This is a genomic window from Caulobacter sp. GW821-FHT11A05 (assembly GCF_058809015.1).
The window spans coordinates 1-12055 of sequence record NZ_JBXASF010000004.1 but is presented as its reverse complement, the minus strand read 5'-3'; the positions used below and the strand labels follow the sequence as shown (position 1 = coordinate 12055).

General features: G+C 67.1%; 12 protein-coding genes. 7 read left to right on the top strand and 5 right to left on the bottom strand.

The annotated features are described in order from the left end of the window. Window positions 1-44: 44 nt before the first annotated feature. From AC1RSK_RS07595 to AC1RSK_RS07575, 5 genes are all read right to left on the bottom strand, one after another. On the bottom strand, window positions 45-2156 hold the full coding sequence (locus tag AC1RSK_RS07595; RefSeq protein ID WP_492906888.1) for a TonB-dependent receptor plug domain-containing protein: 2112 nt from the start codon (window positions 2154-2156) through the stop codon (window positions 45-47). 291 nt (window positions 2157-2447) lie between these two features. Beyond that, entirely contained in the window at window positions 2448-3878 is a 1431-nt protein-coding gene (tldD, locus tag AC1RSK_RS07590; RefSeq protein WP_492906887.1) for a metalloprotease TldD, read from the bottom strand. A 207-nt stretch (window positions 3879-4085) separates the two neighbouring features. Next, window positions 4086-4871, bottom strand: a complete 786-nt coding sequence (locus tag AC1RSK_RS07585; protein WP_492906886.1) for a GIN domain-containing protein — start codon at window positions 4869-4871, stop codon at window positions 4086-4088. 13 nt (window positions 4872-4884) lie between these two features. Next, window positions 4885-5448: a DUF1700 domain-containing protein gene (locus tag AC1RSK_RS07580; RefSeq protein WP_492906885.1), complete on the bottom strand. Its 564-nt coding sequence runs from the start codon at window positions 5446-5448 to the stop codon at window positions 4885-4887. After that, window positions 5445-5774 (bottom strand): PadR family transcriptional regulator, encoded by a 330-nt coding sequence (locus AC1RSK_RS07575; RefSeq protein ID WP_492906884.1) that lies wholly within the window; start codon window positions 5772-5774, stop codon window positions 5445-5447. The genes AC1RSK_RS07580 and AC1RSK_RS07575 overlap by 4 nt, the downstream gene beginning before the upstream one ends. Before the next feature lie 300 nt (window positions 5775-6074). Between AC1RSK_RS07575 and coxB the strand changes: the two genes are divergently transcribed. The 7 genes from coxB (at window position 6075) to AC1RSK_RS07540 (ending at window position 11905) form a co-directional block, all read left to right on the top strand. Further along, window positions 6075-7004: a cytochrome c oxidase subunit II gene (gene coxB / locus AC1RSK_RS07570; protein ID WP_492906883.1), complete on the top strand. Its 930-nt coding sequence runs from the start codon at window positions 6075-6077 to the stop codon at window positions 7002-7004. 17 nt (window positions 7005-7021) lie between these two features. After that, window positions 7022-8671: a cytochrome c oxidase subunit I gene (gene ctaD / locus AC1RSK_RS07565; protein WP_492906882.1), complete on the top strand. Its 1650-nt coding sequence runs from the start codon at window positions 7022-7024 to the stop codon at window positions 8669-8671. 64 nt (window positions 8672-8735) lie between these two features. Then, complete coding sequence (gene cyoE, locus AC1RSK_RS07560) at window positions 8736-9716, top strand: heme o synthase (protein ID WP_492906881.1); 981 nt, start codon at window positions 8736-8738, stop codon at window positions 9714-9716. Next, complete coding sequence (locus tag AC1RSK_RS07555) at window positions 9713-9898, top strand: cytochrome c oxidase system small membrane protein (RefSeq protein WP_492906880.1); 186 nt, start codon at window positions 9713-9715, stop codon at window positions 9896-9898. The genes cyoE and AC1RSK_RS07555 overlap by 4 nt, the downstream gene beginning before the upstream one ends. Next, complete coding sequence (locus AC1RSK_RS07550) at window positions 9879-10481, top strand: cytochrome c oxidase assembly protein (protein ID WP_492906879.1); 603 nt, start codon at window positions 9879-9881, stop codon at window positions 10479-10481. Before AC1RSK_RS07555 ends, AC1RSK_RS07550 begins: the two co-directional genes overlap by 20 nt. A gap of 66 nt (window positions 10482-10547) precedes the next feature. Next, window positions 10548-11426: a cytochrome c oxidase subunit 3 gene (locus AC1RSK_RS07545; RefSeq protein WP_492906878.1), complete on the top strand. Its 879-nt coding sequence runs from the start codon at window positions 10548-10550 to the stop codon at window positions 11424-11426. Between the two features lie 110 nt (window positions 11427-11536). After that, the gene (locus tag AC1RSK_RS07540; RefSeq protein ID WP_492906877.1) at window positions 11537-11905 is read left to right on the top strand and encodes a DUF983 domain-containing protein; all 369 of its coding nucleotides are present in this window, start codon (window positions 11537-11539) and stop codon (window positions 11903-11905) included. Window positions 11906-12055 lie beyond the last annotated feature (150 nt).

The window sequence follows — 12055 nt, the reverse complement described above, 5'->3', positions numbered from 1 at the left end:
TCCCCTATCGCCGCCGTCGCGGGGCTTGGCGACGGCGGCGGAGGTCAGAACGTCTTGCGGATCCGGGCGTAGAAGAAGGACGGATAGTCCAGCGGCCGGACCTCGCTGTAGCGGACGCTGCCGGTGTCGCGCGGGGCGTCGTACAGCTGGCGGCTGAAGGTCAGGTCGCGGCCCAGCAGGTTATGAGCCTCGAAGCGGATCGAGAGGTCGGGCCGCGGCTTGTACTCGGCGTACAGCGTCACCCAGGTCTCCAGCTCCAGCTGGTCGGTGCGGTCGAAGCGGTAGTAGCGCTCCTCGAAGTTGCCGAAGACGTCGATGCCCCAGACGGTCTTGTACTTGGCCAGGTCCTGCGAGAAGCGCACCTCCCACTCGAACGGCGACTGGCCGCTGATGCGGCGCTTGTCGCCGGTGGTCGGATCGGTGACCTCCGACTGGCTCCATTCCAGATTGCTGCGGATCAGGCCGCCGGGGATGCCCAGCTTGGAGAGCGGCAGGTTCAGCGAGATCTCGAACTCGTCGTTGACGCCGTCGCCGATGTTGCCAGGGGCGTCGAAGTTGCAGGAAAGGTCGCTGGTGTCCGGCACGCCGGCGACCAGCGGGCAGAGGCTGACGTCGGTGACCCGGATGCGGTCGGTGGCGTCGGTGATCTCCTCGTGGGTGTAGCTCAGGGTGATGGCGCCGTCCTTCCAGAACTTGCGCTCATAGGCGGCCTCGAACACCGTCGCCTTGCTCGGCTCCAGGTCGGCGCCGCCGGCCGTCACCGTGCCGCCGGTCGACAGCGAGATCGAGGAGGCGAAGTCGCGGAAGTTCAGCTGGCCAACCTCGCGCTCGATCCGCACCCGCACCTGGTCCACCGCCGTCGGCGACCAGGTCGCGATCATCCGGGGCTTGTAGTAGGTGAACTCCTTGGAGAGGTTGGTCGCCCCTGTCTGGCTGATGGTCGAGGCCTCGACCTTCAGGCCGCCCTCGACGGCGAACTTGGGGTTCAGCCGCCAGTTGGCGGTCAGGAAGCCCTCGGCGCGCTCCTCCTCGACCCGCACATTGGCCTGCGGCAGCACGACGGGCGCGCCGTTCTCGACATAGTCGGTCGAGGCGTCGAGGTAGTTGAAGGCCGCCTCGCCCCCGCCCTCGACCGTCAGCCCCGGCGAGAAGGTGTAGCGCAGGGTGCCGCGGCCGATGCTCTCGCCGCGCTTGGCGTTCTCGGTGAACAGGCCGGTGTCGGTCCCGTCATCGAACCGCGAGGAGAAGTCGGTCTCGCTGAGGGTCTGCAGGGCGGTGACCTCGAACTTGGCCTTGCCGAAGTCGCGCTCCCAGCTGCCACCCAGTTCGGCGTCGGTCCGGTCGCTGCGGTCCTTGACCACGAACTGGCGGGCGGTGCGGGGGTTGTCGAAGGCGTTCACCGACCACTCGTAGAGGTCGGGGTGGTAGCGGCTGTTGACCGCCAGCCGGCCGCCGAACAGCGGGCTCTTCCAGCCGGCCTTGAGGTCGTAGCCGTGGCCGCCGCCGGTCTCGTCCCAGGCGGTGCGGGTCACCACGCCGGCCGAATCGACGCCGCGCTGGACGCCCTCGCCCGCCCCGTCGTCGATGCCTCTGTAGAACAGGTTGGACCAGGTGAAGGTGCCCGGGCCGATCGGGGCGCTGCCCTCGAAGCGCATGGCCGGCTGGGTGCGGCCGTCCTGGTGGACGGCGTTGGCGACGGCGAACAGCCAGCTGCCGCCGGCGTTCTTCTTGAGGATGATGTTGGCGATCACCGTCTTGCCCTGCATGTCGATGCCGGGGGCGCCGCCGCGGATGATGTCGATGCGTTCGACCTGCTTGGCCTGGATGCGGCGCAGGGCGTCTTCCAGGCCTTCCGACTTGGAGGCGTTGCGCTGGCCGTCGATCAGCACATTGCCGGCCGCGCCGCCGTAGCCGCGCACGCTGTCGCCCTCGTCGAAGGCGAAGCCTGGGATGCGGGCGATCATGTCCATGGCCGAGTTGGGCTGGGCCTCGGCGAAGAAGCTGGCGGGGTACTGCGTCACGCCCTGGTTGGCGACGGGCGCCGCCTGGGCAGCGGCCGGGGCGACCTCCTGGGCGATGACGAGCACCGGCGCGGGCGCGGCCGTGGCGATGACTTCCGGTGACGCGGCCGCCAACAGGGCGATAAACGGGCTCATACAATTCTCCCCCTTCAGAGCCCCCCGGCCCATCAGGTGGCGGCAACCTGCCTGCACGGCGTGGGAGGGGCACGTTACAAGGCTGAAATGTAGATTAAATTTGTGAAATGTTGCGGGACGTCGATGACGAGCGCGGTTCCTCCCTCCCCGAATTGGGGAGGGCAGGCGGGCGCAGCCCGCCGGGTGGGGAAGTGGAAGTTTCCCCGCATTCAAAGATCTGGAGCCGGTGACCGACTTCCCCACCCGACGCGCGTAACCGCGCGTCTGCCCTCCCCAATTCGGGGAAAGAGGTTAGACGGCGGTGCCGCCCACAGTCAGGCCGGTAATCTTCAATGATGGTTGCCCCACCCCAACCGGCACGCCCTGACCCGCCTTGCCGCAGACGCCGATGCCCGGATCCAGCGAGAAGTCGTTGCCGATCATGGTCACCCGGGTCAGCGAGCTCGGCCCGTCGCCGATCAGGGTGGCGCCCTTGACCGGGTGGGTGATCTTGCCGTCCTCGATGAGGTAGGCCTCGGTGCACTGGAAGACGAACTTGCCGTTGGTGATGTCCACCTGGCCGCCGCCGAGCGAGGCGCAGTAGAGGCCGCGCTTGGTCGAGGCGATCATCTCCTCCAGCGTGTGATGGCCGCCCAGCATGACGGTGTTGGTCATCCGAGGCATCGGCATGTGGGCGTAAGACTGGCGCCGGGCGTTGCCGGTCGGGGTCAGGTCCATCAGCCGGGCCGACTGCCGGTCATGCATGTAGCCGGTGAGGATGCCGTCCTCGATCAGCACGGTGCGCTCGGTCGGGGTGCCCTCGTCATCGACGGTCAGGCTGCCCCGGCGGCCGGGCAGGGTGCCGTCGTCCACCACGGTGACGCCGGGCGCGGCGACCCGTTCGCCGACTCTCCCTGAGAAGGCGCTGATGCCCTTGCGGTTGAAGTCGCCTTCCAGGCCGTGGCCGACGGCCTCGTGCAGCAGCACGCCGTTCCAGCCCGGGCCCAGCACCACGTCCATCTCGCCGGCCGGGCAGTCGATGGCTTCCAGGTTGACCAGGGCCTGGCGCAGGGCCTCGTCGACCTGGCCCTGCCAGCTGTCCGGGGTGATCCAGGTCTCGAAACCGGCGCGGCCGCCGGCCCCCGAGGTGCCGGTCTCGCGGCGGCCGTCCTTCTCGACGACGATCTGGACGTTGACGCGGCTGAGGGGGCGCACGTCGCGCACCAGCCGGCCATCGGCCCGCAGGATCTCGACGATGCGGCGCTCGCCGGCCATCGAGGCGGTGACCTGGACGATGCGTGAATCGCGGGCCCGGGCGAAGGCGTCGATCTCCTGGAGCAGGGCGACCTTCTCCGAGAAGCCGGGGGAGGCGACCGGGTTGTCCTCGCCATACAGGCGGATGTTGGTGCTGCGCGGGCCTTCGGCGGCGACGCCGCTGTAGCCGCGCTTGGCCAGCCGGGCCGAATCGGCGGCCCGGCCAATGGCGGCCTCGCTGATCTCGCTGGCGTGGGCGTAGCCGGCCGTCTCGCCGGCCACGACGCGCAGGCCGAAGCCTTCGCCCGAATCGTAGGAGGCGGTCTTCAGCCGGCCGTCGTCGAAGACGAAGGCCTCGCTCTCGCTGTGTTCGAGGAACAGCTCGCCATCGTCGGCCCCCTTGAGGGCGTCGGAGAGGATGGAACGGGCGCGGTCGGTCTCGACACCGGCGGCGTCGAGCAGGGAGGGGGCGAGGGCGGGGAGGCTCATCCCCTAAACGTAGGGATCGCGAGCGCCGCCGTCACCCACCTATCCATCGTCATCACCCCACACCGTCATCCTCGGACTTGTTCCGAGGACCCATGGCGGCGAACGCACGAACGGCCGGGGAGTTAACCCGGCCGTTCGCTCTTCTATGGTCAACCGCATGTGCGGCGGACGGATGGGTCCTCGGGACAAGCCCGAGGATGACGGGCGCTAGTTCCCGTCCTCGTCGTCCTCGTCGATGGTGATGTTGCGGCCGGCGACATAGACATCGCCGCTGCCGGCCACGTCCTGCTCCAGCCGGGTCGGGCTGCGCATCAGGGTGACGTCGCCGGAGCCCGACACCTTGATGATGGCCTCGTCGCTGGCGTCGGCGTTGATGTCGCCGCTGCCGGCGATGGTCAGCGCCGCCGTCTTGGCCGGCAGATAGCGCAGGTCCACATCGCCCGAGCCGGCGACATTGACGGTGAGCTTCTCGGTGGCGCCGCGGCCATCGACGTCGCCGCTGCCGTCGATCGAGATGGCCAGGGCCGGCTGGCTGTAGTCCTTGAGGGTCACGTCGGCGGAGCCGTTGATGTTCACCTTGCTGACCTTCGGCGCGGTGACGACGATCTTCAGGCTGCGGTCGTCGTGCCAGACGATGTGCCGCTCGCGCCGCCCGTGGTCCTCCCAGAAGATGCGGCCGCCCTCGACGCGCACCTGGTCGATGTCGCGCTGCAGGCCGGTGACTACGATGCCGGGCTTGTCGCCCTCCACCAGGGTCACGTCGGCGGCCAGGTCGACGGTCAGTTCGTCGGTCCCGGTCCATTCGAAGGTCTTCTCGACCCTGGGGGTGTCCGGACTGACGTAGTCGTCGCCCTGCTCGATGTGCTCGAGCACAGCGGGGATGACGAACCCGTCGCGGACGATTTCCGGGCCGCCCAGGGCGATGACCGAGGTCAGGCAGACGATGAAGGTCAGGAAGCCTGCCCCGGCGATGATGGCGAGTGTGCGGATCATGGCTGTCTCTCCCCTAAGCCTGATCGATGGCCGGCTTCAGGAGCCGGAAGTGCAGCCTGGCGTACCAGACCAGGAAGTTCACGAGGCCGACGCCGGCCATGATGGTCAGGGCGCCGATGCAGGTGGCCGCGCCGACCAGGCCCAGGCCGGCCAGGACGGCGATGCCGGCCCCGCCGTCGTAGCCGACGATCGGTCCGCCGATCATCACGACCCCGCCCATGACGAAGCCCATGACCACGACCATGGCGATCGAGAAGAAGACGCTGATGACGCTGAACAGGATCGGCGCCAGGATCAGGATGTCGATGGCGCCCAGGCCGAGCAGGGCGAGAATCGCCCCGGTCGCGTTGCGCGGGCTCTTCTTGTCTTCCCAGGCCTTGAGGCCGTATTCGGCGCGCAGTTCGCGGGCCAGGCGGTCCGGATCGCCAAGCGCGGCGGCGGCTTCCTCTTCACTGCGGCCCGCCGCGGCGGCGTCGCTGAAGTGGGCCTCGTAGTCGGCGGTGATCTCGGTCTGTGCGTTCAGGCTGAGCGCACTCAGGCCGCGTCGCAGCCTGGCCATGAATTCGGCTCTGGTCATTGCCCCTCTCCCAGAATGATGCTGTTCACCGCCGCCGAGAAGGCCGTCCAATCGGTCTTCTGCTGTGTGAAGCTGGCGCGGCCGGCTTCGGTCAGGCGGTAGTATTTGCGTGGCGGACCGGCCGGTGATTCCACCAGGTAGGTCTCCACCAGTCCGTCGCCCTGCAGCCGTCGCATCAGGGGGTAGATGGTGCCTTCCCCCATATCGATGGCCGAGGCCAGGCGGCTGGCGATGTCGTAGGCGTAGCCGTCCGCTCGTGAGAGCAGGGCCAGCACACAGAGGGCCAGGACCCCCTTTTTCAGCTGTGGTTCGATAATGTCTGGCACGGCGTTCCCCGTCCTTGTTGATAGCTGCCTTGTATCGACCGGTAGTGAGTGTTGCAAGGTACCTATCATTACATCTTAGCAATGTGCCTGAACGCCGGGCGAAAATGCTGTGCCGATGACCCCGCAAAGGAGGCCTCCACACCCTTGCCGAACGGGGGACCAGCGCGTATGCACCGGCCCGATAATGGCGATGGGCGGGTGCTTGCCGCTGGCGCGCGAGGTGCGGGCCGGGCTAAGCGCTTTTCCACCGACGATGATGACGGCCCGCCTCTGGGGGCGGCCTTAACGGACGTGAGGCTTATGAAGGCGAAGGTTAAGGGGATGCGCTGGCTCGCAACGGCCCTCGGGGCCGGGCTGACCAGCGTTTTGATGGCGGCGCCCGCTCTGGCCGATAACATGGGGCAGCCCACCGACGGGGCGCTGGGCCTGCAGCCGGCGGCCTCGCCGCTGAAGCACCACGCCCACTTCTTCCACGACTGGATCCTGCTGCCGCTGATCATCGTCATCAGCGTCTTCGTGCTGGGCCTGATCCTGTGGTGCGCGTTCCGCTACAACGCCAAGGCCAACCCGGTCCCGGCCAAGTTCAGCCACAACACCTTCATCGAGATCGTCTGGACCCTGGTCCCGGTGCTGATCCTGATGGTCATCGCCATCTTCTCGTTCCGGCTTCTCTTCGAGTACCACGACACCCCGAAGGTCGACCTCACGGTCAAGGCCACCGGCTACCAGTGGTACTGGGGCTATGAGTACCCCGACCAGGAGATCGGCGAGATCACCTCGACAATCATGAGCGAGGAAGACGTCAAGAAGGCCGGCCTGCCGGCCAGCCTCTACAAGCTGAAGGCCTCCGAGCCGCTGGTCGTGCCGGTCAACAAGGTGGTCCGGGTGCAGGTCACCGCGGTCGACGTGATCCACGCCTTCGCCCTGCCGGCCTTCGGCCTGAAGACCGACGCCGTCCCCGGCCGCCTGAACGAAACCTGGTTCAAGGCCGAGCAGACCGGCACCTTCTACGGCCAGTGCTCGGAGCTGTGCGGCGTCGACCACGCCTTCATGCCGATCGAGATCAAGGTCGTCACCCAGCCCGAATTCGACGCCTGGGTCGCCTCCAAGAAGGCTCCGCCGGCTCCCGCCGTCGCCGCCCCGGCCGCCGGCGCCGCGCCTGCCGCCGCCACCCCCGCTTCTACTCCGGCCCCCGCCGCGCCCGTCGCCGCGCCGGCCGCCAAGCTCTGATCGCAGGTACCGATACGATGGCACACGCCGCCGCCGCGCACGACGACACCGACCACAAGCCGGGTTTCTTCACCCGCTGGTTCCTGTCGACCAACCACAAGGACATCGGCACCCTCTACATCCTGTTCGCCATCATGGCGGGCCTGGTGGGCGGGGCGCTTTCCGGCCTGATCCGCTGGGAACTGGCCGAGCCGGGCATCCAGATCTTCAAGGAAGGCTCGTCCATCCAGCTGATGGGCCTCGTTGAGCAGTCCAAGCACGGCTACAACGCCGTGGTCACCGCCCACGCCCTGATCATGATCTTTTTCATGGTCATGCCGGCGATGATCGGGGGCTTTGGCAACTGGTTCGTGCCGATCATGATCGGGGCGCCGGACATGGCCTTCCCGCGGATGAACAACATCTCGTTCTGGCTGCTGATCGCCGCCTGGATCCTGCTGGTCACCTCGATGTTCAGCGACGGCGGGCCCGGCAAGGGCTTTGGCGGCGGCTGGACCATCTATCCGCCGCTCTCGACGTCAGGTCATACGGGCCCGGCCATGGACCTGGCGATCTTCGCCCTCCACCTGGCCGGCGCCAGCTCGATCCTGGGCGCCATCAACTTCATCACCACCATCTTCAACATGCGCGCGCCGGGCATGACCCTGCACCGCATGCCGCTGTTCGTGTGGTCGATCCTGATCACCGTCTTCCTGCTGCTGCTGGCCCTGCCGGTTCTGGCCGGCGCCATCACCATGCTGCTGACCGACCGCAACTTCGGGACCCACTTCTTCGACCCGGCCAACGGCGGCGACCCGGTCATGTTCCAGCACCTGTTCTGGTTCTTCGGCCACCCGGAAGTCTACATCCTGATCCTGCCCGGGTTCGGCATGATCAGCCACATCGTCTCGACCTTCTCGAAGAAGCCCGTCTTCGGCTACCTCGCCATGGCCTACGCCATGGTCGCCATCGGCTTCGTCGGCTTCATCGTCTGGGCCCACCACATGTACACCGTGGGCATGGGCATCAACCTGCGGGCCTACTTCGTGGCCGCGACGATGGTCATCGCCGTGCCGACCGGGGTGAAGATCTTCAGCTGGATCGCCACCATGTGGGGCGGTTCGATCAGCTTCAAGACGCCCATGCTGTGGGCGATCGGCTTCATCTTCCTGTTCACCGTCGGCGGCGTCACCGGCGTCGTGCTGGCCAACGCCGGCATCGACTACAGCCTGCATGACACCTACTACGTCGTGGCCCACTTCCACTACGTGCTCAGCCTCGGGGCCGTGTTCGCCATCTTCGCCGGCTTCTACTACTGGTTCGAGAAGATGTGGGGGGTGAAGTACAACGAGTTCCTCGGCGCCGCCCACTTCTGGATCATGTTCGTCGGGGTCAACGTCGTGTTCTTCCCGCAGCACTTCCTGGGCCTGCAGGGCATGCCGCGCCGCTACGTCGACTACCCGACCGGCTTCTCCTACTGGAACGAGGTTTCCTCGATCGGCTACGTGATCACCCTGGTCGGCGTCGGCGTCTTCCTGCTGGTGCTGATCGAGGCCATGGTCCGCCGCCGCAAGGCCGAGGCCAACCCGTGGGGCGAAGGCGCCACGACGCTGGAGTGGACCCTGTCCTCGCCGCCGCCCTTCCACCAGTTCAACGAACCCCCGGTGATCGAACCCGATCACCACTAAGGACCAGACCCGCCGCGCTCTCCCCAAGTCTTTTCAGGGGGAGGGCGCGGCGGAGTCCCATTACATGCCCAAGCCGACCGCCATCGAGGACATCACGCATCCCACTAGTCCGGGCGCCCGCGCGCCTGGCCAGTGGGGCGACTATGTCCAGCTGATGAAGCCCCGGGTGATGAGCCTGGTGGTGTTCACCGCCTTCGTCGGCCTGATCTGTTCGGGCGTACCGATGAACCCGGTGCTGGCCGCCGTCGACATCTTCTGCATCGCCGTCGGCGCGGGCGCCTCGGCCGCTTTCAACATGTGGTACGACGCCGACATCGACAGCGTCATGCGCCGCACCCAGGGCCGGCCCGTGCCGGCGGGCAAAGTCCAGGGCGCCGACGCGCTGGGCCTCGGCGTCGTCCTCACCCTGCTGTCGGTCATGCTGCTGGGCATGACCGCCAACTGGCTGGCCGCCGGCCTGCTGGCCTTCACCATCTTCTTCTACGCCGTGGTCTACACCATGTGGCTGAAGCGCTGGACGGCCCAGAACATCGTCATCGGCGGTCTCGCGGGCGCGCTGCCGCCGGCCATCGGCTGGGCCGCCGCCGCCGGCGAGGCGCCGGCCAACGCCTGGCTGCTGGTGCTGATCATCTTCCTGTGGACCCCGCCCCACTTCTGGGCCCTGTCGCTCTACACCAGCCAGGACTACGCCAAGGCCGGCGTGCCGATGATGCCGGTGGTCAAGGGCGCCAAATCCACCCGCCTGCAGGTGCTGCTCTACTCGCTGGTGCTGATTCCGGTCTGCGTCGCGCCGTTCTTCACTGGCCTCGGCGGCATCGCCTATGTGGCCGTGGCCGGCCTTGGCGGCCTGGTCTTCCTGCTGCTGGCCTGGCGTCTCTACCGCAGCCACGCCGGCGAGGGCGCCGACCCGCGCAACACGCCTGAGCTCTACGACGTCAAGGCCGGGGCGACCGACGCCCGCAACCTGTTCGCCTTCTCGATCCTCTACCTGTTCGCGATGTTCGCCACCCTGGCGGCTGAGCGCCTGTTGGGACTCAGCCTGTGACCGACCAGCAGCAGTTCCCCGCGCCGCAGAAGCCGCTGACCCCCGCCGAGCGCGAGGCGGCCAAGGCCGCCCAGCGCAAGCGCAATATCGCCATCGCGCTGGGCCTCGTCGGCTTCATCATCCTGGTCTACGTCGTCACCGTCCTGAAGATGGGAGGGGCCATTGCCAACCGTCCCCTCTAAGGACCTCGCCCGCCGCAACGCGCGGATCGCCATCTTCTGCGCCATCGGCCTGTTCGGCATGGTCGGCGCGGCCTATGCCGCCGTGCCGCTGTACCGCGCCTTCTGCCAGCTGACCGGCTTCGACGGCACCATCCGCAAGGCCGAGGCCGCGCCAAGCAAGGTGCTCGACCGCAGCCTCACCATCCGCTTCGACGCCAACGTCCGCGACCTGCCCTGGGACTTTAAGCCCAGCCAGGTGACGCAGGAGGTCAAGATCGGGGCCACGGGCCTGGCCTTCTACAAGGTCACCAACCACGGCAAGCAGGCCATCACCGGCCGCGCCAGCTACAATGTCGTGCCCGAGGCGGCCGGCGCCTATTTCCAGAAGCTGGAATGCTTCTGCTTCAACGACCAGACCATCCAGCCCGGCCAGAGCGTCGAATTCCCGGTGGTCTATTTCGTCGATCCCCAGTTCGCCACCGACTTCGAGACGAAGGGCAAGACCGAGGTCACCCTCAGCTACACCTTCTTCCCGGTGGAAACCCAACAGGCCAACGCTAAGGCCGCTTCGCCTCTTGGCGGGGCGACCAAGGCGGGGCTATAGCGAAACCCAACGGCGTCGCGGTGCGGCGCCGAGTCTGATGAATTGAGAAGGGCAGGGCTTACAGGCATGGCTCACGGCGCCGTCAAGCACGACTACCACCTGGTTAACCCCAGCATCTGGCCCCTGTACGGCTCGTTCGCCGCCACGGTCATGATGATCGGCGCCGTCATCGGCATGAAGGGCCTGTTCGGCCTGGAGAAGGGCAACTGGCTGGTCGCCGCCCTCGGCTTCGCCATGGTGCTGCACACCATGCTCGGCTGGTGGATGGACGTCACCAAGGAAGCCAACCAGGGGGATCACACCCCGGTCGTCGCCATCGGCCTGCGCTACGGCATGATCCTGTTCATCGCCTCGGAAGTGATGTTCTTCGTGGCTTGGTTCTGGATCTTCTTCGAGCAGGCGCTGTTCTGGGAACATCGCACCCTGACCCCCGCCGTCGGCAACTTCGAGGGCGTCGCCGAGGCCTGGAAGCAGTGGCCGCCGAAGGGCATCGAACTGGTGCCGGCCTTCCACCTGCCGCTGGTCAACACCCTGACCCTGCTGCTGTCGGGCACCACCGTCACCTGGGCCCACCACGCCCTGCAACAGGGCGACCGCAAGAGCGCCAAGATCGGCCTCCTGCTGACCGTCCTGCTCGGCATCCTGTTCACCTCGATCCAGGCCTACGAGTACCAGCACATCCTGCATGAGAAGCTGTTCTACTCGGAGGAGGCGGCCAACGCCGGCCTCTATGGCTCCAGCTTCTTCATGGCCACCGGCTTCCACGGCTTCCACGTGCTGGTCGGCACCATCTTCCTGGCCATCTGCCTCTTGCGCCTGATGGGCGGCGGCTTCAGCCCCAAGCAGCACTTCGGCTTCGAGGCGGCGGCCTGGTACTGGCACTTCGTCGACGTGGTCTGGCTGTTCCTGTTCGCCTTCATCTACGTCATCTTCGGGACGATGTAGGCCGCGCGCGTGCAGCAAAAGTGGACACCGGTTTTGCGTCTGCACGCGCGACCACTTTTACGTGGTCACGCCTCCCGGGCGGCGAACCGCTTCGCACTTCGCCTGGAGGCGTGAGCATGACCAATCCTTACCTCGCGGGGGCGGCCGGTCGCTGCCCCCGCTGCGGCGAAGGGTTCCTGTTCGATGGTTTCCTGAAGGTGGCGCCGGCGTGTGATGCGTGCGGCGCCACTTTCACGAAGGCCGACAGCGGGGACGGACCCGCCGTCTTCATCATCCTCATCGCCGGCTTCCTGATGGCCTTCGGAGCCATGTTCCACATGATCGCCTTCAACCCGCCGATCTGGGTGCTGCTGGTGCTGTGGCTGCCGCTGACCGTGCTGGTCGTGCTTGGCCTGCTGCGCCCGATGAAGGGCCTGATGGTGGCGGCGCAGTTCGCGCAATCCGCCAGCGAGGCCGGGCGGGACGATGTCCGCAAGTAGGATGCTCAATAGCCGAAGGGTTCGCCTCTGGGCTTTCCTTCTCCCCTCGCGGGAGAAGGTGGGCCCGAAGGGCTCGGATGAGCAACTGTGTTTAGGCTTGGTAGTTTGGTTGCCAAGTCTGGCCGGTGCGCAGCAAGGCGACGACGATGC

Bases quoted from the DNA above. Each gene is read 5' to 3' on its own strand.
- AC1RSK_RS07585 (WP_492906886.1), bottom strand. From the start codon at position 4,871: ATGATCCGCACACTCGCCATCATCGCCGGGGCAGGCTTCCTGACCTTC.
- AC1RSK_RS07545 (WP_492906878.1), top strand. From the start codon at position 10,548: ATGGCTCACGGCGCCGTCAAGCACGACTACCACCTGGTTAACCCCAGC.
- coxB (WP_492906883.1), top strand. From the start codon at position 6,075: ATGAAGGCGAAGGTTAAGGGGATGCGCTGGCTCGCAACGGCCCTCGGG.
- cyoE (WP_492906881.1), top strand. From the start codon at position 8,736: ATGCCCAAGCCGACCGCCATCGAGGACATCACGCATCCCACTAGTCCG.
- tldD (WP_492906887.1), bottom strand. From the start codon at position 3,878: ATGAGCCTCCCCGCCCTCGCCCCCTCCCTGCTCGACGCCGCCGGTGTC.
- AC1RSK_RS07595 (WP_492906888.1), bottom strand. From the start codon at position 2,156: ATGAGCCCGTTTATCGCCCTGTTGGCGGCCGCGTCACCGGAAGTCATC.
- ctaD (WP_492906882.1), top strand. From the start codon at position 7,022: ATGGCACACGCCGCCGCCGCGCACGACGACACCGACCACAAGCCGGGT.
- AC1RSK_RS07580 (WP_492906885.1), bottom strand. From the start codon at position 5,448: ATGACCAGAGCCGAATTCATGGCCAGGCTGCGACGCGGCCTGAGTGCG.